This is a genomic window from Rhodococcus sp. HNM0569 (assembly GCF_012726205.1).
In the GTDB taxonomy this organism is placed as follows: Bacteria; Actinomycetota; Actinomycetes; order Mycobacteriales; family Mycobacteriaceae; genus Rhodococcus_F.
Genome location: NZ_JAASAE010000005.1, coordinates 75,939 through 93,372, shown reverse-complemented (window position 1 = coordinate 93,372; position 17,434 = coordinate 75,939). Strand labels below are relative to the sequence as shown.

Annotated in this window: 17 protein-coding genes and 1 riboswitch; of the genes, 6 read left to right on the top strand and 11 right to left on the bottom strand. The window is 70.4% G+C overall.

Features of this window, described 5'->3' with window-relative positions; translation table 11 throughout:
- Positions 1–55: 55 nt before the first annotated feature.
- From HCA44_RS08920 to HCA44_RS08900, 5 genes are read right to left on the bottom strand one after another with little or no spacing between them, the layout of a single operon-like run.
- Positions 56–1,054 (bottom strand): ROK family protein, encoded by a 999-nt coding sequence (locus tag HCA44_RS08920; RefSeq protein WP_169648200.1) that lies wholly within the window; start codon positions 1,052–1,054, stop codon positions 56–58.
- Positions 1,055–1,064: 10 nt separating this feature from the next.
- On the bottom strand, positions 1,065–1,508 hold the full coding sequence (locus tag HCA44_RS08915) for a hypothetical protein (RefSeq protein WP_169648199.1): 444 nt from the start codon (positions 1,506–1,508) through the stop codon (positions 1,065–1,067).
- Complete coding sequence (locus tag HCA44_RS08910; protein ID WP_346764660.1) at positions 1,505–2,683, bottom strand: ArsA-related P-loop ATPase; 1,179 nt, start codon at positions 2,681–2,683, stop codon at positions 1,505–1,507. The genes HCA44_RS08915 and HCA44_RS08910 overlap by 4 nt, the downstream gene beginning before the upstream one ends.
- 29 nt (positions 2,684–2,712) lie before the next feature.
- A complete protein-coding gene (locus HCA44_RS08905) occupies positions 2,713–3,147 on the bottom strand; it encodes an SRPBCC family protein (protein ID WP_169648198.1) in 435 nt (144 codons plus the stop codon).
- A 48-nt stretch (positions 3,148–3,195) separates the two neighbouring features.
- Positions 3,196–3,576 (bottom strand): polyketide cyclase / dehydrase and lipid transport, encoded by a 381-nt coding sequence (locus HCA44_RS08900; protein WP_169648197.1) that lies wholly within the window; start codon positions 3,574–3,576, stop codon positions 3,196–3,198.
- 207 nt (positions 3,577–3,783) lie between these two features.
- Here HCA44_RS08900 and HCA44_RS08895 point away from each other — a divergent pair, with 207 nt between their 5' ends.
- Positions 3,784–5,595 (top strand): long-chain fatty acid--CoA ligase, encoded by a 1,812-nt coding sequence (locus HCA44_RS08895; protein ID WP_169648196.1) that lies wholly within the window; start codon positions 3,784–3,786, stop codon positions 5,593–5,595.
- Positions 5,596–5,707: 112 nt separating this feature from the next.
- Here HCA44_RS08895 and HCA44_RS08890 read toward each other — a convergent pair whose 3' ends face one another.
- The 4 genes from HCA44_RS08890 to HCA44_RS08875 all read right to left on the bottom strand — a co-directional run bounded on the left by HCA44_RS08890 (position 5,708) and on the right by HCA44_RS08875 (position 10,174).
- Positions 5,708–6,838 (bottom strand): glycosyltransferase family 4 protein, encoded by a 1,131-nt coding sequence (locus tag HCA44_RS08890; RefSeq protein WP_169648195.1) that lies wholly within the window; start codon positions 6,836–6,838, stop codon positions 5,708–5,710.
- Positions 6,839–6,881: 43 nt separating this feature from the next.
- A complete protein-coding gene (locus tag HCA44_RS08885) occupies positions 6,882–8,210 on the bottom strand; it encodes a hypothetical protein (protein ID WP_346764647.1) in 1,329 nt (442 codons plus the stop codon).
- Between the two features lie 78 nt (positions 8,211–8,288).
- On the bottom strand, positions 8,289–9,293 hold the full coding sequence (locus HCA44_RS08880) for a C40 family peptidase (protein WP_169648366.1): 1,005 nt from the start codon (positions 9,291–9,293) through the stop codon (positions 8,289–8,291).
- Positions 9,294–9,625: 332 nt separating this feature from the next.
- On the bottom strand, positions 9,626–10,174 hold the full coding sequence (locus HCA44_RS08875) for a C40 family peptidase (protein WP_169648194.1): 549 nt from the start codon (positions 10,172–10,174) through the stop codon (positions 9,626–9,628).
- A 17-nt stretch (positions 10,175–10,191) separates the two neighbouring features.
- A riboswitch (cyclic di-AMP (ydaO/yuaA leader) is annotated at positions 10,192–10,354 on the bottom strand.
- Positions 10,355–10,773: 419 nt separating this feature from the next.
- On the opposite strand from HCA44_RS08875, the gene HCA44_RS08870 reads away from it, so the two are divergent.
- Positions 10,774–12,492, top strand: coding sequence for a DEDD exonuclease domain-containing protein (locus HCA44_RS08870; RefSeq protein WP_169648193.1), 1,719 nt, complete (start codon positions 10,774–10,776; stop codon positions 12,490–12,492).
- 88 nt (positions 12,493–12,580) lie between these two features.
- The gene (locus tag HCA44_RS08865) at positions 12,581–12,856 is read left to right on the top strand and encodes an Lrp/AsnC ligand binding domain-containing protein (RefSeq protein WP_169648192.1); all 276 of its coding nucleotides are present in this window, start codon (positions 12,581–12,583) and stop codon (positions 12,854–12,856) included.
- 36 nt (positions 12,857–12,892) lie between these two features.
- On the opposite strand, the gene trpD is transcribed toward HCA44_RS08865, so the two are convergent.
- Both trpD and HCA44_RS08855 read right to left on the bottom strand, forming a co-directional pair.
- A complete protein-coding gene (trpD, locus tag HCA44_RS08860; RefSeq protein ID WP_169648191.1) occupies positions 12,893–14,002 on the bottom strand; it encodes an anthranilate phosphoribosyltransferase in 1,110 nt (369 codons plus the stop codon).
- An 81-nt stretch (positions 14,003–14,083) separates the two neighbouring features.
- A complete protein-coding gene (locus tag HCA44_RS08855) occupies positions 14,084–14,617 on the bottom strand; it encodes a hypothetical protein (RefSeq protein WP_169648190.1) in 534 nt (177 codons plus the stop codon).
- Between the two features lie 132 nt (positions 14,618–14,749).
- On the opposite strand from HCA44_RS08855, the gene HCA44_RS08850 reads away from it, so the two are divergent.
- The 3 genes from HCA44_RS08850 (at position 14,750) to HCA44_RS08840 (ending at position 17,415) form a co-directional block, all read left to right on the top strand.
- Entirely contained in the window at positions 14,750–15,361 is a 612-nt protein-coding gene (locus HCA44_RS08850; protein WP_169648189.1) for a heme-copper oxidase subunit III, read from the top strand.
- 63 nt (positions 15,362–15,424) lie between these two features.
- On the top strand, positions 15,425–16,276 hold the full coding sequence (locus tag HCA44_RS08845; protein ID WP_169648188.1) for a cytochrome c: 852 nt from the start codon (positions 15,425–15,427) through the stop codon (positions 16,274–16,276).
- A complete protein-coding gene (locus HCA44_RS08840; RefSeq protein WP_169648187.1) occupies positions 16,273–17,415 on the top strand; it encodes a ubiquinol-cytochrome c reductase iron-sulfur subunit in 1,143 nt (380 codons plus the stop codon). The genes HCA44_RS08845 and HCA44_RS08840 overlap by 4 nt, the downstream gene beginning before the upstream one ends.
- Positions 17,416–17,434 lie beyond the last annotated feature (19 nt).

The following is a 17,434-nucleotide window of genomic DNA, read 5'->3' as shown; positions in this document are numbered from 1 at the left end:
GACTCGCCTGAACTCTACCGCCCCGCTATGGCGGCAGCCACACCGACGGCGGCGCTCACGTGCCCGCCTGCTCGTGCGCCGCGACGGCTGCACCGATCAGCCCCGCGTAGTCGCCGAGCTGCGTACTGCGGATCCGCGCGAGCGGGCGATGGCCTGCACCGGTCGCGTGCGCGGCGCAGATCTCCCGTGCTGCGTCGAGGAACAGCGGCGCCGACCCGGCAACCCCACCCGAGACGACGACCACGTCGGGATCGAACACGTCCGCGACGAACGCGAGGCCGACGCCGAGCCACTGCGCGAAGTCGTCGACGACGGCGCGCGCGAGCGGGTCGCCGTCGTGCGCCGCGGCGGCGATCCGGCGGCCGGTGAGCGCGCCGCGGTCACTCCGGACGTCCCGCGCGAGCGACGATTCCGGGTGTGCCTCGCTCGCCAGGAACTCGAGCGCGGTCTCCACGAGAGCGGTTCCACTGCAAGACCTTTCCCAGCACCCGCGCTTGCCACACGCGCACGGCCGTCCGTCCGGGACGACCTGCAGATGCCCCAGCTCTGGTGCCACACCGAAACTTCCGCGGTACAGCTCGCCGTGCTGCACGAGTGCCGCACCGATCCCGGTGCCGATCGCGACGACGACGGCATTGCGGGCACCCGATGCCGCGCCGAAGCGGTGTTCCGCGAGGGCCGCGGCATTCGCGTCGTGCTCGAGGACGACGGGCAGCCCGATCCGGTCCTGCATGAGTCCGCCCACCGCGACGTCGCGCCACGGCAGGTGCGGCGCGAACCGTACGGTGCGCCGATGCTCGTCGAGGAATCCGGCGAGCGCGAGTCCGACGGCGTGCACCTCGTGCCGCTCGCGCAGTTCTGCGACTACCCGCGCGATGCCGTCCTCGAGTGCGGGCGCGGAGTGCGGCGTGGGTGCCGTGACGGTGTCGACGACGTCTCCGGAGGGCGTGACCACGGCGCCGCGGATACTCGTGCCGCCGACGTCGACACCCACGGTCGGCCCGAGCAGCGCGGCCGGTCCAGGCCCACCGCCTGCCCCGTCGACGCGTTCCATCCCCATCACGCTAGTCGAGCTGGTGCCGACTGGGCGGGCGCACGGTCGTCACGGGGATCCGGACGAAGGCGCTGTCGGCACCGGGCGGATCGGGCGTCCCGGCGGCCGGGCCCGGCTCGTCCGCGCCGCACGTGCACGTTCCGCCCCGAGCGTCGCCGAGGATCTCGCCGAGCACGGCGAGCAGCGCCGCCGAGTGCTGCGACACGGTGGCGGCGAAGTCATGGTGTTCGCCGCGCACGAACGCCGCGAATGCGCACACCGGGCACCATCGGCAGCCGGTGAACTCGGGAGCATCCGGGTGCCGCGGCGAGTCCCCCTCGGCCGCGGCTTCCGCGGCCGCCGCCACGCGCGCCGCGAACGGTTCGAGCCGCTCGGACAACGCATCCGCGAGCGCCCGGATCTCCGCCGCGATCCGGGCGCGGTCGGCCCCGTTCTCGTGTCGATCTCCGGTCACGCGGGCCACACCTCGGGGTTCGGACGGAATCGCACGACGAGCGCGTCCGTGTCCAGCTCGGCAGCGGAGACGGTGCACCGCCGCAGCACCGACGGAAGGGTGAGCCTGCGCCGGACGCCCTCGGCGCCCACGACGAGATCGTCGTCGACGCGGCCGAGCGTGAGGGTCGACGCGTCGGCGAGCGGCAGAGGCATGCGCAGTGTGTACACCGAGTCGAGCCCACTCCCGGATTCGTGTGCGACGCGGAAGGCAGGCACCGGTTCGCTCTGCAGGGCGACCGGGTCGACGTCGTCGTAGAGTTCGTCGCCGATCCGCGCGAGGCCGGCCCACCCTATCGGCTCGTGGTCGCTCGCGCCGACCGTGCGCACCTCGACGCTTCCGGCGAGGTCGGCGAGGTCGCCGACGGCCTGCCCCGTTCCGCGGACGCGGTTGAGCACCACGAGATCGACGCGCAGACCCGCCAGCGACGCGACCGTCAGCAGCCGGCGCGTGTGCGCGAGCGCGACGCGCTCGCCCGTCGTGACGATCCGGGTCGACGTGCGTCCCGGGTCCGCCAGCAACGCCTCGACGGACGCGACCGCCGACGCGACCCGCTCGACCACCGACACCAACAGCAGCTGACGGGGGTCGTTGCCGGACAGCGCAACGGCCCGGTCGTGCCGGGGCCAGACGCGTTCGAGGTAGTCGGCGAAGGTCTTCGGCGCCGAGAGCGTGCGCAGCGCGTCGGCGGTCGCAGGGCAGTCGACGACGATCGCGTCGAACTCACCGGATGCCGCGTGCTCCGCGATCTGTGCAAGGCCGAGGACCTCCTGCACGCCCGGCACACCGGTGAGCTCGCCCGGCGCGAGTGCGGTCCACACGGGCCCGCCGCCGACTGCGGAGGTGAGCATCGGCGCGACCGACGCGTAGCGCTCTTCGAGCAGCGCGAGCGTGTCGATGTCGAGTGCGGCGAGGCGGCCGGACACGGACTCTTCCCCCGCTCCGGTATCGCCGCCGAACGGAAGCTCGACGAGCTCGCCCACGGGGAACTCGTCGGTGCCGCGGCCCAGTACGTCGCCGAGCGAACGGGTCTGGTCGAGCGCGACCAGCAGTGTGCGCCTGCCGCGCATCGCGGCGCGCAACGCGGTGGCTGCCGCGAGCGTCGTCTTCCCGGCCCCGCCCTTGCCGACGAACAGCAGAACGCGTGTGCCGGGCTCGCGCGCGCTCAGCCCTCCACCCGCTTCTTGAGCTCGTCGAGGGCCGTGTCGGTGACGACCTTCTCCGCCTTGCGTTTGAACAGGCCGATCATCGGGATCGTGAGATCGACAGACAACTCGTAGGTGACGGTGGTGGCTCCGGACGGCTCGGGGGTGAGCAGGTAGGAGCCGTGCTGAGCGTTCTGGATCTCGCCCTCGACGAGATCCCACGCGACCGACCGTCCGTCGGCCGCCCAGTCGTAGCGCAGCACGTAGGTGTCCTTGACGATCCCCGCGTCGAGGACGAACCGCACGAGATAGGCGCGGCCGTCGCGTCGCTCGAGCACCTCGACCGAGCGCGCCGCGGCGACCCACTCGGGATAGGCGTCGAAGTCCGCGATCACCGCCATGATGTCGTCGGCGGGCGCGTCGATCGTGATCGACTTCTTCGTCCTCTCTGCCATGGCGGAAAGGCGTCCTTTCGACTCGTACTCGGTGGCCGTGCTCGCGGCTCAGGCGGGCGCTTCGCCTGCCGCGCGCCCACCCTCGAGCTCGCGCTTGACGTCGAACGACATCGTCTTGCCCTGCACCCGGCGCGTGCGCGTGACGGCGGCCAGCGTATCCGGATCGCTCGGCGCGCCCGCGCCGGGCTCGGCGTGCAGGAAGTAGTGGATCACGGTGCCGTCGAGCACGGGCTCGAGCCACACCTCCATGGTGCCGGTCAGCGGCCCGTCGACCACCCAGCGGATGCCCTTGTCGCCGCGGTCCTCGCGCACGTCGATCCGCAGGTCGGGCCACCACCGGCGCCAGCGGGCGCGCGGGCTCACGACGGCCGCGACCCGCTCGGGTGGGGACGCGACGAAAGCCTGATCGGCCACCTGGATGCTGCTCATGGTCGATAGCTTCACACAACGCTGCCCGCCCCCTCACGGCGGCGTACCGGTAGTGACGCACGGCGGTGCCGCGATCCGACGCGGTGAACAGCACAGACAGCCCGCTAGACATGTTCGGTGAACCGTCGATAACAGATACGCGGAGTCGAAGGTCTAGAGTTGAAATCAGACACCTACTAGTCAGTATTTTCAGTGCCGGAGGTTTTCGTGCCCGAGTTCAGCTCCCCCAGTTCGTTCACGATCCCGGAGGACGCGTCCGCGGTCGACTCCGTGTTCCGACGTGCGCAGGACGAGCCGCGGGGCATCGTCTTCAAGCGCCAGGTGGGCAGCGACTGGACCGACGTCACGGCGAGCGAGTTCCGTGACCAGGTCGTGGGGGTTGCAAAGGGCCTGATCGCTCTCGGCATCGAACAGGGCGACCGCATCGCGTTGATGTCGGCCACGCGCTACGAGTGGCCGCTGATCGACTACGCCGTCTGGGCCGCAGGCGGCGTCACCGTCCCGATCTACGAGACGTCGTCGGCCGATCAGGTCCGCTGGATCCTCGAAGATTCCGGGGCCGTCGCCCTCGTCGTCGAGAACACGAAGCACGCCGAACTCGTCGCCGACGTCGCCGAGCAGGCGCCGCAACTGCGCAAGCTCTTCCAGATCGAGAAGCCTGCCGAGGGCAACGGCGTGATCGACGAGCTCACCGCACTCGGCGCGTCCGTCACCGACGGCGACGTCGACGCCCGCGTCGCCGCACTCAAGGCGTCCGATCCCGCGACGCTCATCTACACGTCCGGCACCACCGGCAGGCCCAAGGGCTGCGCGCTCACCCACTCGAACTTCCTCGCCGAGTCCGAGGGCATCCGCGCCTCGCAGCTGGGCGACCTGCTGCGTCAGGACGGCGTCGCGACGCTGATGTTCCTGCCGATGGCCCACGTGCTCGCCCGTGCGGTCGCGGTCGCCGCCTTCGATGCAGGCGCGGCTCTCGGCCACACGTCCGACATCCCGAACCTGGTGCCCACCTTCGGCACGTTCCGCCCCGACTTCATCCTGTCGGTGCCGCGCGTGTTCGAGAAGGTCTACAACTCGGCTCGCCAGTCCGCCGTCGCGGGCGGCAAGGGCAAGATCTTCGACGCCGCCGCCGAAACCGCGATCGCCTACAGCGAGGCCCTGCAGAACGGCAGCCCGAGCCTGCTGCTCAAGGCGAAGCACTTCGTGTTCGACAAGCTCGTCTACGCCAAGCTCAAGACCGCCCTCGGCGGCAAGTGCCAGCTCGCGATCTCGGGTGGCGCGCCTCTCGGCGCCCGCCTCGGCCACTTCTTCCGCGGGGTCGGCGTCCCGGTCTACGAGGGCTACGGACTCACCGAGACCACCGCGGCGTTCGCGGTCAACACGCCGGGCGAGCAGAAGGTCGGCACCGTCGGAAAGCCCCTCGCGGGCAACAAGGTCCGCATCGCCGACGACGGCGAGATCCTGCTGTCCGGCCCGGTGGTGTTCGGCGGCTACTGGAACAACCCGGAGGCGACGAAGGACGCGATCGAGGACGGCTGGTTCCACACCGGCGACCTCGGCTCGCTCGACCGCGACGGCTTCATCACCATCACCGGCCGCAAGAAGGAGATCATCGTCACCGCGGGCGGCAAGAACGTGTCGCCGTCGCAGCTCGAGGACTCGCTGCGCGCGCACCCGCTCATCAGCCAGGCCATCGTCGTCGGCGACCAGAAGCCGTTCATCGCGGCACTGATCACGATCGACGCCGAGGCACTGCCCGGGTGGAACGAGGCGCACGGCAAGGCCAAGGACACGTCCGTCGCCGACCTGCTGAGCGATCCCGACCTGACGGCCGAGATCGACGCCGCGATCGCGGAAGCCAACACCCTCGTCTCGCACGCCGAGTCGATCAAGAAGTACCGCGTCCTGCCGGTCGACTTCTCCGAGGAGACAGGCGAACTCACGCCCACGATGAAGCTCAAGCGCAATGTCGTCCACAAGAGCTTCGCCGAGGACATCGAGAAGATCTACGCCAAGTAGATCTCCCCGGCCACGGCCGCAAGGGTGCAGCACATGCGCTGCACCCTTGCGGCCGTCCGCATTTCGGCCGCCTGCACGGGCGCCGTGGCCGAGATCGGCCCGGTGTGGCGGGCTACGGTGTGAGCAACATGCGCAGGCGTGCGCCGAGAACGTCCCAGCGCCAGTCGGATTCGATCCAGGCCCGGCCCGCCTCGCCCATCGCCCGTGCGCGCGCGGGATCGGCCAGCACATCCACGACGGCCTCGGCGACCGCGGCCGGTGAGCGTCCGTCCACGACGAGCCCCGTCGTGCCCTCGCGCACCGTCTCGGGTGCCCCGCCCGAACGCCCGGCGACGACCGGTACCGCGGTGGCGGAGGCCTCGAGATAGACGATTCCGAGCCCCTCCACGTCGAGCCCACCGCCCCGCGTTCGCGCGGGCATCGCGAACAGGTCCGCGATCGTGTGGTGGGCCGCGAGTTCGTCGGCGGGCACGCCGCCGGTGAACACGACGTCGTCCTCGACACCGGTCTCGCGGGCGAGGCGGCGCAGCCGGTCGTCGTACGGACCGCCGCCGACGATCACCAGGACCGCACCGTCGACGCGGGCACGGATCGACGGCAGCGCACGGATCAGCATGTCCTGACCCTTGCGCGGTACGAGCCGGGACAGGCACAGCACGGTCGGACGGTCGCCGAGCCCGTAGCGTGCCCGCAGTTCGGCGCGCGCGTCCGGGTCCGGACGGAAGACCTGCGTGTCGATGCCGGGTGGCAGGTGCTCGAGCGCCGCACGAGGTCCGAGCGCCGCGGCGAAACGGCCCCGCGTGTACTTGCTGACGTACGTCACGACGTCCGTGGCGTCGCCGATGCGGCGCAGTGCACCGCGCGCGACGGGCAGCATCGACCACCCGACCTCGTGGCCGTGCGTGCTCGCGACGATCTTTCTCGCGCCCGCACGGCGCATCGCGGGGGCGAGCAGGGCCAGCGGCGCCGCAGCACCGAACCACACGGTGTCGATGTCGCGCTCGGCGACGATCCGCGCGGCCCGCCGCGCGACGAGAGGCGTCGGAAGCATGAGCGTCGTCGGATGCCGCACGACCTCGAAATCCTGGGCAGCGTCGAACTTCTCGTGCGAGTCGCCGCGCCAGCGCGGCGCGTAGACGGTGAGCTCGTCGGCAGGCAACTGCCGCGCGAACGCGTACAGATAGGACTGGATGCCGCCGGGCCTGGGCGGAAAGTCGTTCGTCACCAGCAGGGTCCGTGGCATGGACACCACCGTAGATCGGTGCCGGTGGCGACGCCGCGGCGGGTCAGCCCAGCTCGCGGGCGAGCCAGTCGCGCCACTGCCCGAGGAAGGTCTCCACGTCGGTATCCAATTCACGTTCGACGACGGCTTCGACGTCGTCGTCCGAGCGCGGGCCGCCTGCGAGCGCGCGGTACAGGTCGGTCAGGCGGGCGTCTCCCCACGTGTCGGCGACGAAGGCGCACAGCGACCACGACGCCTCGTACGCGGCGGATCCGGATCCGCTGAAGTCGTCGTCGCGCGGGAACCGGTCGGGCACCATGCCGTCGGCGACGCGCGACGCGAGATCCGGCGCGATCTGCCGCGCCTGGGTGTCGTCGCCGCGGTGCGCGGCGTACTCGGCGTAGCCCTCGAGCATCCACAGCGGAGACCCGTCGACCGTGTCGACACGCGCCGCGGCGTGCATCAGTTCGTGCCGCAGCACGACGAGCCTGCCTCCTGCGTCGAGGCGCTGGCGCGATGCCGGGCTGAACACGATGCGCTGGCCGGAGGCGGACCGTGACTCGCGGTCCACCGCGCCCGCGACGGCGACCGCTGCGATGTTGGCGCCGTCGTGCTCGGACCCGACGAGGGACGTGAACTCGGCCTGTGACGCCGCCACGACGACCACGGCGCGACGCGACCAGCCACTCCCCCACAGGTCCGTCACGCGGGCAATGGCATCGTCCACTCCGCGTGCGATCTGCTCGACGGTCGCCCGGTCGCCCGGATGGCCCAGCACGAGAGACTCGCCGTCCTCGGCACGCGCCGCGACGACCGGGCCGAAATCCCACGGCCCGCGCCACGTCTGCACGTCGCGCCCCGCGACGGGAGCGTCCGTGACCAGCGTCCACACGTCACCACGACGCGCGAGAACGACCGACACCGGCGCGGTCGCCGGCACCGGGTCGGCGCCCGCGAACGAATAGCGCAGTTCGACGCCCGGCGCGATCACCTCGTCGGCGCCGAGGGCCGCGACGAGATCGTCGGGCACGGGTGTTCCGCCGGCATCGGTGAGCGCATAGCCGAACGCCTCGAACGGCACGCCCGCAGCATTGCGGGCCCGCGACTGCTCGGCGTCGAGGAAGCCCGGAGCCGCGGAGCGGTCCACGAGCGCGGCGAGCGCGTTCGTGTCGCCCGATCGCACCGCGCCTGCCCACCGGTCGAGCACCGACTGCACGTCGTCGCGCGTGGCGCCGGACAGGGGTGCGGATTCGGCCCGCGCGGGCGCGTCGCCGTTGCCCCGCGCGAACATCGCGACGCCCGCGGACACGAGCACCGCCACGACCAGGCCCGCCAGCCCGAGCCGTTCCCACGGTCGCACGCGGCGACGGGCAGCGGGATCCGAGCGTGGCACGCCGCAGAGTGTAAGTGGCTCGCCGCGCGGCGGTGTGCCCGGCTGCCCGCCACACGGGCCGGGGCCGGGCCGGAGGACTCAGTAGCGGCGAGCCCCCGCGTAGTCCATCCCGTCCAGCGACTCGACCTTGACCGGAACCCCGAAGGTCGACGCATGCAGGAGGTTTCCGTTACCGGCGTACAGGCCCACATGCGACGCGTCGTCGTAGATGATCACGACGTCGCCGGGCTGCAACTGGTCGCGCGAGATCGGCGTACCGCCCGCGGCCTGGGCCTGACTCGACCGCGGCAGCGTCTTGCCGACCTGCTGGTAGGCCCACACGACGAGACCCGAGCAGTCGAACGAGTCGGGGCCGGTGGCGCCCCACACGTACGGGCTGCCGATGCGTGTCATCGCGGCCTGCAGAGCACCCGAACCCGAACCGGGCAGCAGTTCGGCGAGGATCGCGTCGGCGTCGATGCCGGGCGGGAACGGGCTGCCGGCCAGCTTCAGACGCTCCTCGTCGGTGAGCGAGTCGAAGGCGTCGGTGACGTCGCCGATCTGACGTTCGAGGTCCGCCTTCGTGCGGCCGAGCTCGTCCTGCACCACGCGTGCGGCGTCCGATGCCGCGCGGGCCGCATCGGCCGCGCTGCGGGCCTCGTCCGCCGCCTGCTGCGCGCGGATCCGGGCGTCGGCGAACTGACCCACGTCGTCCGACGTCTGCTGCGCGATGACGTCGAGCGCCGACATCTGGTCGAGGAGCTGCTGCGGCGAGTCGCTGACCATGACCGCGAACAGCCGGTTGGTCCGCGCGCCTTGATAGTTGGCGAGCGCGAGCTTGTCGACGGTGGGACGGTACTGCGCGACCAGCCCCTCGGCCTCGTCGAGCGCCACCTGCGCCTGGGCGACCCGCTCGTCGGCGACGGCCTGCGCAGCCTGTTTCGCATCGAGTTCGATCTGCGCATTGTGCAGTGCCTCGTTGGTCTGTTCCGACTTGCGGCCGAGGTCGGCGAGCCGGTTCATCGCGTCGGTCGCGCCGTCGAGGACGACCGGATCGGTGCGCGCGGGCGGCGCCGTCCGTGCGGGATCGGCGGCCGCGGGCATGCAGACGAGTGCCGCGAGCGTCACGCCGGCGATGCTCGCGCCCACAACTGCGCGGGCGCCGCGGCGCCGCGGACGGTGACGAGGAAACGGTGCGGCCACTGGAGTACTTCTCCGATCATCGATTCCGGTGCGGCGGCCGGTGTCGCCGGGCATACGCCCGTGCGCCTGCCGCGCTCCGGCGGGTACAGCGAGTCGAGCAAGGGTACTGGTCGAGCAGAATGGTGCTGTGACGCGGTCGCGCGCTTCGTGGCGCGGTGCACGTGCGGCACCCGGAGATGCGAACGGGCGGGCCGGACCGAAGCCCGAACCCGCCCGTCACCGCACGTGTCCACTCAGAAGCGGCGAGCGCCGTCCATCGGCATCGACGCGATGGGGGCCAGCTTGACCGGCTGACCCGACGTCGACGCATGGATGATGTTGCCGTCGCCCGCGTAGATGCCCGAGTGCGAACCGCCGTAGAAGGTGACGACGTCGCCGAGCTTCAGATCCGACGTCGACACCGGAGCACCGGCGCCTGCCTGGTCGTAGCTCGTGCGCGGCAGGTTGAGCCCTGCCTGCTTGTACGCCCACTGGACGAGGCCCGAGCAGTCGAACGAGTCGGGACCGGAGGCGCCGTACACGTAAGGTGCCCCGAGCTTGGATTCCGCGGCGCGAAGAGCGGTTTCACCCGCGCTCGAGGGGGCACCCTGGCCGCCCTGCGGGGTGAGCATGTTCTGGATCTCCGGGGGAACGGCGACACCGGGGAGTTCGAACGTTCCGACACCGGGAATCGTGATGGGGTCCGCCGACGCGGGGACGGCAGTCGCGGTGAATGCGCCCGCGGCGAGGGCACCGACGGCGAGGACTCGCCGCACGGACCGCTTGGTGTGTGTTGACGCCACGAAAGAGGTACTCCGTTTCTTCCTGTCGTTCCGCCGACCGAGTTAGCTGACGGGTTCGGGCTGGGAAGATCAGCCCTACCCTCGGGCGCCTGTGCGGCGCCTTCGGGATTCACCCCGGTGGAAACTGGGTTCCCGGCTCGGAGCGCCGCGTGCGGCGTTCCGATTAGGCGGTGACCTCGCGACGCCGCTCGGGGATGAGCGACTCGACTCCGCAAGGTCTCGAAAAGATTACGAAACGGCATAGCGTCGTGTCGACCCGGGGCGGAAAATCGGTCCGATTCCGCACGAAATCCAGCCGATGGCTTGCGCACTCGCCCTTTCATCACAGGCCGATAACGACCGGCCTCCCGGACCCAGCCGCGAGCACGCGGCGCCGCCTCGCGTACCCACTGCCGATCACAACCCGCAGCCGTCCTCGCAGGTGAGACGAGCGCTCACGATGCCGGTCCGGGTGCGACGCAGCGCAATCGAACCGGGGCCGCATCCGTGACGACGCACGGGGGCGAGGCACACCGTCCGCCGACGCGAGACAGTGCTGTGATGCTCGTCACCACCGTCGGCCGCGGGCGTGTCGGTGGCCGGTCCTAGCGTCACGTCCCGTGAGCGCGACCCCCCGGCAACTGACCTTCGACGAACTCGACACCCCGTTGCGCGACACCACCTTCGTCGTCGTCGACCTCGAGACCACCGGCGGCAAGCCCGGCGAGGACGCGATCACCGAGATCGGCGCGGTCAAGATCCGCGGCGGCGAGATCATCGGCGAGATGGCCACTCTCGTCGATCCCGGCCGCGCGATACCCCCGTACATCGTCGAGATCACCGGCATCACGTCCGCGATGATCGTCGGCGCGCCCCGCATCGAGCGAGTACTGCCCTCGTTCCTCGAGTTCGCACGTGGTGCGGTACTCGTCGCGCACAACGCACGCTTCGACACCGGATTCCTGCGCGCGGCCGCCGCGCGCTGCGGGCACGACTGGCCGTCGTTCACCGTGCTCTGCACAGTCAAGCTCGCGCGGCGGGTCCTCACCCGCGACGAGGCGCCGTCGGTCAAACTGTCGAATCTCGCGCGCCTGTTCGCCGTCCCCACCACACCCACCCACCGCGCGCTCGACGACGCCCGCGCGACGGTGGAGGTGCTGCACGCACTCCTCGAGCGCGTCGGCAATCTCGGTGTGCACAGCCTGCCGGAGTTGCTCGACTACCTGCCGGACGTCTCGCCGCAGCAACGCGCGAAACGCCATCTGGCCTCGGATCTTCCCCGGTCCCCCGGGGTGTACCTCTTCCGGGGCCCGCGCGACGAGGTCCTCTACATCGGCACCGCGGTGGATCTACGCAGGCGTGTGCGCACCTACTTCACGGGCTCCGAGACGCGAGGGCGGATGAAGGAGATGGTCGCGCTCGCCGAGCGCGTCGACCACGTCGAGTGCGCGAACGCCCTCGAGGCCGGGGTGCGTGAACTGCGCCTGCTCGCCGCCCACACACCGCCCTACAACCGGCGGTCCAAATATCCCCGCCGCGGGTGGTGGATCACGTTCACGAAGGAAGCGTTCCCCCGACTGTCGGTGGTGCGTGCCCCGGCCCCGGGCGCTCTCGGGCCGTTCCGCACCCGAAACCTCGCCGCCGACGTCGCGAGCACCGTCGCCGAGTACACCGGGCTGCGGACGTGTACCGCCCGCCTCCCCCGCGACGCGCTGCACGGCAGCGCATGCCCCGTCCGCGACGTCGGCGGCTGCCCGGCGCCGCCCGCACTGTCCTCCGACGACTACGCCGCGACCGTCGAGAACGCGCGCGCACTGCTGCGCGGCCACTCGGACGACGCCTTGCGTCGCATGCGCGAGCGCATCGACGAACTCGCGGCCGCCGAACTGTTCGAGAACGCCGCACGGCTGCGCGATCGCACCGTCGACGTCGCGCGCACGCTCGGCCGCCTGCACCGGCTCGCGGCGCTCACCGCACTCGACCAGCTGGTCGTCGCCCGGCCCGACGGTGCCCGCGGCTGGGAGTTCGCCGTCGTGCGCGCGGGCCGACTCGCCGCCGCGGGGACTGCGCCGCGGGGCACCGCACCCATGCCCGTCGTCGACGCCCTGGTGCGCTCCGCCGAGACCGCGCTGCCCGACGACACCCCGCTGCGTGGCGCGTCCCCCGAGGAGGCAGCGCTCGTGTTGCGGTGGATCGAGGCGGACGACGCACGCATCGTCGACGCGTCCACCGGGTACTGTTCCCCCGCACGCGGATCCGGTTCGTGGCTGCGGTGGTGCGAGCGCGCCGTGAACGGCCGCGACAGCCTCGCCGCGCCCGGGTATCCCGGAGACGGGTGAGCGACGCCTAAGCTCGATCCCGTGGCGCCCGCAGGCGCACCGGCCCGCGCACCCACGTAGAGCACCACGTGACGACGAAGAGGAAACCATGATCAACGCGATCGTCCTGATCCACGCCGAGTCCCACCGCATCCCGGAGACCGCCCAGGCCATCGCGGACATCCCGGGAGTCGACCAGGTCTATTCGTGCGCGGGCGACGTCGACCTCATCGCGATCGTGCGGGTGCGCGACCACGAGGCCGTCGCCGAGGTCGTCACGCAGCGCATCAACAAGGTCGAGGGCGTCGTCAAGACCACCACGAACATCGCGTTCCAGTCGTACTCGAGCGCCGACGTCGAGGCCGGCTTCTCGCTGGGCGAATAGCCGTCCCCCGCACGTCCGGCAGGCGTGCCCTGCCGGTCAGCCGGCCAGCCGGGTCGTCGCGGCCACCCACCGATCGAGCAACGCGGCTGCAGCGCCACTGTCGATCGCCTCGGCCGCCGCCTCCAGCCCGCGGGCCAGGCCGTCGAGCAGAGTCACGTCGTCCAGACCGCGGTGCGCGGCGAGCGCACCCGCCGCGTTGAGCAGCACCGCGTCGCGCACGGCCCCCTTCTCGCCCGCGAAGACGCGATGGGCGACCTCGGCATTGAACCGGGCGTCGCCACCTCGCAGCTCGTCGAGGGACACGCGTGCGACGCCGAGCTCACGCGGGTCGACCACGTCCTCGCGCACGACCCCGCCCGACACCACGAGCACCCGTGACGTGGTGGACGTCGTCATCTCGTCGAGCCCGTCGTCGCCACGCACCACGAGCGCCGAATTGCCACGCGACGCGAGCACCCCCGCGACGACGGGGAGCAGACTCTCGAAGGCGCAGCCGATGAGCCCCGCACGCGGCGCCGCGGGATTGGTGAGCGGACCGAGCACGTTGAAGACCGTCGGGATCGCGATCTCCTTGCGTGTGGGGCCGGCGAAGCGCAACGCCGGATGGAACACGGGAGCGAAACAGAACGCGATACCGACCTCGTCCACGCACGCCGCGATCTGGTCGGGATCGAGCGAGATGACGACACCCAGCGCCTCGAGGACGTCGGCGCCGCCGCTCTTCGACGACGCGGCGCGGCCACCGTGCTTGACGACGGGGACGCCCGCCGCGGCGACCACGACCGACGCCATCGTCGAGATGTTCACCGTGTTCGACCGATCGCCGCCGGTACCGACGATGTCGACCGCGTCGCCGTCGAACGGCACGAGACGCGCGTGTGCGAGCATCTCGTCGGCGAGCGCACCCACCTCGTCGGGCGTCTCGCCCTTCATCTTGAGACCGACACCGAACGCCGCGATCTGCGCAGGCGTCGCGTTGTCCGACATCACCTCGTTCATCGCCCAGCGCGCTTGGTCCGGCGTGAGATCACGTCGATCGGTGAGCACGCCGAGAATCTCGCGCCAGGACCACGTCGCCTCGACCACACCGTCGGCGCCCGCCGCGTGGGCGCGCTGGCTCGGATCGTCGTGCGACGGGATCGACATGGATGTCCCCTGTGTTCTCACGTGATGTAGTCGCGTACGCGGAATCCGTCCGCGCCGCTGCCCGGTTGGGGTAGGTGCAGCCTAGTCAGTGGTCGGGCCCGGCTCGGCGGGCACCTGCAGCGCGTCCCAGCCGCGCGCGGTGCCGCCGTGGCGCTGCGCCAGACCCGCCATGCGCGACTTCTCCTGGGCGCAGTGCAACGCGTCGAGCACCTGGACTCGCTGCAGCACCACCGCACGCACATTCGGTGCCACCGCCGAGGGCGCGGCCTCCCTGGCCGCGTCCCCCGTGACGTCACCGTCCGCATCCCCGAGTACGTAACCGGCCGCATCCCCGAGTACGTAACCGGCCGCATCCCCGAGGACGTAACCGTCCTGGGCCGCGAGTGCGACGGCGGCGTCGACCGCCGCCGCGGGCAACACCAGATGGTGGCGCAGCAGCGCGTCCCCGGCCGCCACCCACCCCGCGTCCTCGGCTCGCGCGAGTACGGTGGAACACGCTTCCGCGTCGTCGAAGCTCTCCGCCACCACCACGAGATCACGTCGCGTGGGGTCGAGCGGGCGCCGACGGCCGCGTCCGATCAGCCGTTTCCACCAGCGGTCGACAGTCCTTTGCACCGAAACCCTTTCGTTGTCCTCGCAGGATCCCCAGGTTATTCGCCCGAATCGCGCCTCGTGCGCGCGCACGAGACTCGCCGATATTCGACCCCCGGTAGTCAGGCTGTACGACAAGGCGTCATACTTCCTTCTGTGACGAGCGCAGTAGGGACTTCAGGATCCGCAATCACCCAACGCGTGCACTCGCTGAACCGTCCGAACATGGTCAGCGTGGGCACCATTGTCTGGCTGTCGAGCGAGCTCATGTTCTTCGCCGGCCTCTTCGCCATGTACTTCGTGGCGAGAGCCCAGTCGAACGGGAACTGGCCGCCGGAGCCGACCGAGCTGAACCTGACGCTCGCGGTGCCGGTCACGCTCGTGCTGATCGCGTCGTCCTTCACGTGTCAGATGGGTGTTTTCGCCGCCGAGAAGGGCGACGTCTTCGGCCTCCGCCGGTGGTACACGATCACCCTGCTCATGGGCACATTCTTCGTGCTCGGCCAGGGCTACGAGTACTACCACCTCGTCGAGCACGGCACGTCGATCTCGAGCAGCGTCTACGGCTCGGTCTTCTACATCACCACCGGCTTCCACGGTCTTCACGTGATCGGTGGTCTCGTCGCCTTCATCTTCCTCATTGCCCGTACCCGGGTCAGCAAGTTCACCCCGGCCCAGGCCACCGCGGCGATCGTCGTGTCCTACTACTGGCACTTCGTCGACATCGTCTGGATCGGCTTGTTCGCCACGATCTATTTCATCCGTTAGCCAGCTGAACGCCCAGGCAGCCCCCTGACGTCCAGTCCGTCCCGACATACCAAAGGGATACAGATGAGTTCATCCCCCCCGCCCGCATCCGAGTCCACGGCGTCTGCCGCGAGAACACGTCGCCAGCGAAAGATTCGGCGACGTGTCACCGGCGCACTGGTCCTGATGATGGGACTGGTGAGCGCCGGCTTCCTCGCGTCGGCACTCACTCCGAGCCCGCAAGTGGCGACCGCCAACGACGATCAGGCCGCACTGATCCGCGAAGGCAAGCAGCTCTACGACACGTCGTGCATCACGTGTCACGGCGCGAATCTGCAGGGTGTGCAGGATCGTGGCCCCAGCCTGATCGGCGTCGGCGAGGCCGCGGTGTACTTCCAGGTCTCGTCGGGCCGCATGCCTGCGGCGCGTAACGAGGCCCAGGCCTCGCGCAAGCCCGCCAAGTTCGATGCCGCGCAGACCGACGCGATCGGTGCGTACATCCAGGCCAACGGTGGCGGCCCGAGCGTCGTGCGTGACGAGAACGGCGAGATCGCCCAGGAGTCGCTGCGCGGCGACGACATCGCCCGCGGCAGCGAACTGTTCCGCATGAACTGCGCGTCGTGCCACAACTTCACCGGCCGCGGCGGCGCGCTGTCGTCCGGTAAGTACGCGCCGGTCCTCGATCCTGCCAACGAGCAGCAGATCTACGCCGCGATGGCGACGGGCCCGCAGAACATGCCCAAGTTCTCCGATCGTCAGCTGTCGATGGAGGAGAAGCAGGACATCATCGCCTACATCAAGCACTACGCGGAGACGAAGAACCCCGGTGGCTACGGGCTCGGTGGTCTCGGGCCGGCTGCGGAAGGCCCCACGATGTGGGTTGTCGGAATTGTCGCTGTCGTCGGTGCAGCGCTGTGGATCGGAGCAAGGCAATGAGCGACGCTGGCCTGCCGGGCGGCGATGCGCCCAAGAAGTACACGGACGACGAGCTCGACCGGATGAGCCAGGAAGAACTCGTCGAACTCGGCACCAACCTCGACGGTGTCGACATCGCGTACCGCCGTAACCGCTGGGAGGTGCCGGGCACCAAGGCGGAGAAGCGCGCCGAGCGCAATGTCGCATTCTGGTTCGCCCTCTCGGGTGTCGCGGCCGTCGCGTTCATCCTGATCTATCTGTTCTGGCCTTGGCAGTACGCGGGCCCGGGCGACGACCAGTACGGCGCCTACACGCTGTACACGCCGCTCATCGGCCTCACGATGGGTCTCGCGATCCTCGGCCTCGGTGTCGGCGCCGTGCAGTTCACCAAGAAGTTCATCCCCGAAGAGGTGTCCATCCAGGACCGCCACGACGGGAAGTCCGCGGAGGTGGACCGCAAGACGATCGTCGCCGAGCTCGGCGACTCGTTCCAGACGTCCACGCTCGGTCGCCGCAAGATGATCAAGCGCAGCCTGCTGTTCGGCGGCGGCGCGCTGGGCGTCATGGCGATCATGCCGCTCGGTGGTCTCGTCAAGAACCCGTGGGCGAAGGGCGACGAGTCGGACCTGTGGGTGTCGGGCTGGACCCCCCGTTTCGAGGGCGAGACGATCTACCTGCGTCGCGACACCGGCCGCGTCGAGGACGTCGTCCTCGTCCGCGCGGAGGATCTCGACGCCGGCGGCATGGAGACGGTGTTCCCGTTCCGTGAGTCCGACCGCGACGACCACGACGCGCTTCTCGAAGGCCTGCGCGGCATCCGTAACGCGGTCATGCTGATCCGCCTGCGTCCCGAGGACACCGCCAAGGTGACCAAGCGCAAGGGTCAGGAGAGCTTCAACTACGGCGACTACTTCGCGTACTCGAAGATCTGCACGCACCTCGGTTGCCCCACGTCGCTCTACGAGCAGCAGACGCACCGCATCCTGTGCCCGTGCCACCAGTCGCAGTTCGATGCGCTCACGTACGGCAAGCCGATCTTCGGGCCTGCAGCCCGCGCCCTTCCGCAGTTGCCCATTACAGTGAACGAAGAGGGCTACCTGGTCGCCGCGGGCGACTTCATCGAAGCCCTCGGCCCGGCCTTTTGGGAGCGTCGCCCGTGAGTACCACCCTTCAGACCCG

What these genes read in the sequence shown, in the direction of transcription:
- HCA44_RS08920 (WP_169648200.1), bottom strand. Translation starts at nt 1,054, where the DNA reads ATGGAACGCGTCGACGGGGCAGGCGGTGGGCCTGGACCGGCCGCGCTG.
- HCA44_RS08905 (WP_169648198.1), bottom strand. Translation starts at nt 3,147, where the DNA reads ATGGCAGAGAGGACGAAGAAGTCGATCACGATCGACGCGCCCGCCGAC.
- HCA44_RS08900 (WP_169648197.1), bottom strand. Translation starts at nt 3,576, where the DNA reads ATGAGCAGCATCCAGGTGGCCGATCAGGCTTTCGTCGCGTCCCCACCC.
- HCA44_RS08890 (WP_169648195.1), bottom strand. Translation starts at nt 6,838, where the DNA reads ATGCCACGGACCCTGCTGGTGACGAACGACTTTCCGCCCAGGCCCGGC.
- HCA44_RS08880 (WP_169648366.1), bottom strand. Translation starts at nt 9,293, where the DNA reads ATGCCCGCGGCCGCCGATCCCGCACGGACGGCGCCGCCCGCGCGCACC.
- HCA44_RS08865 (WP_169648192.1), top strand. Translation starts at nt 12,581, where the DNA reads ATGATCAACGCGATCGTCCTGATCCACGCCGAGTCCCACCGCATCCCG.
- trpD (WP_169648191.1), bottom strand. Translation starts at nt 14,002, where the DNA reads ATGTCGATCCCGTCGCACGACGATCCGAGCCAGCGCGCCCACGCGGCG.
- HCA44_RS08845 (WP_169648188.1), top strand. Translation starts at nt 15,425, where the DNA reads ATGAGTTCATCCCCCCCGCCCGCATCCGAGTCCACGGCGTCTGCCGCG.
- HCA44_RS08840 (WP_169648187.1), top strand. Translation starts at nt 16,273, where the DNA reads ATGAGCGACGCTGGCCTGCCGGGCGGCGATGCGCCCAAGAAGTACACG.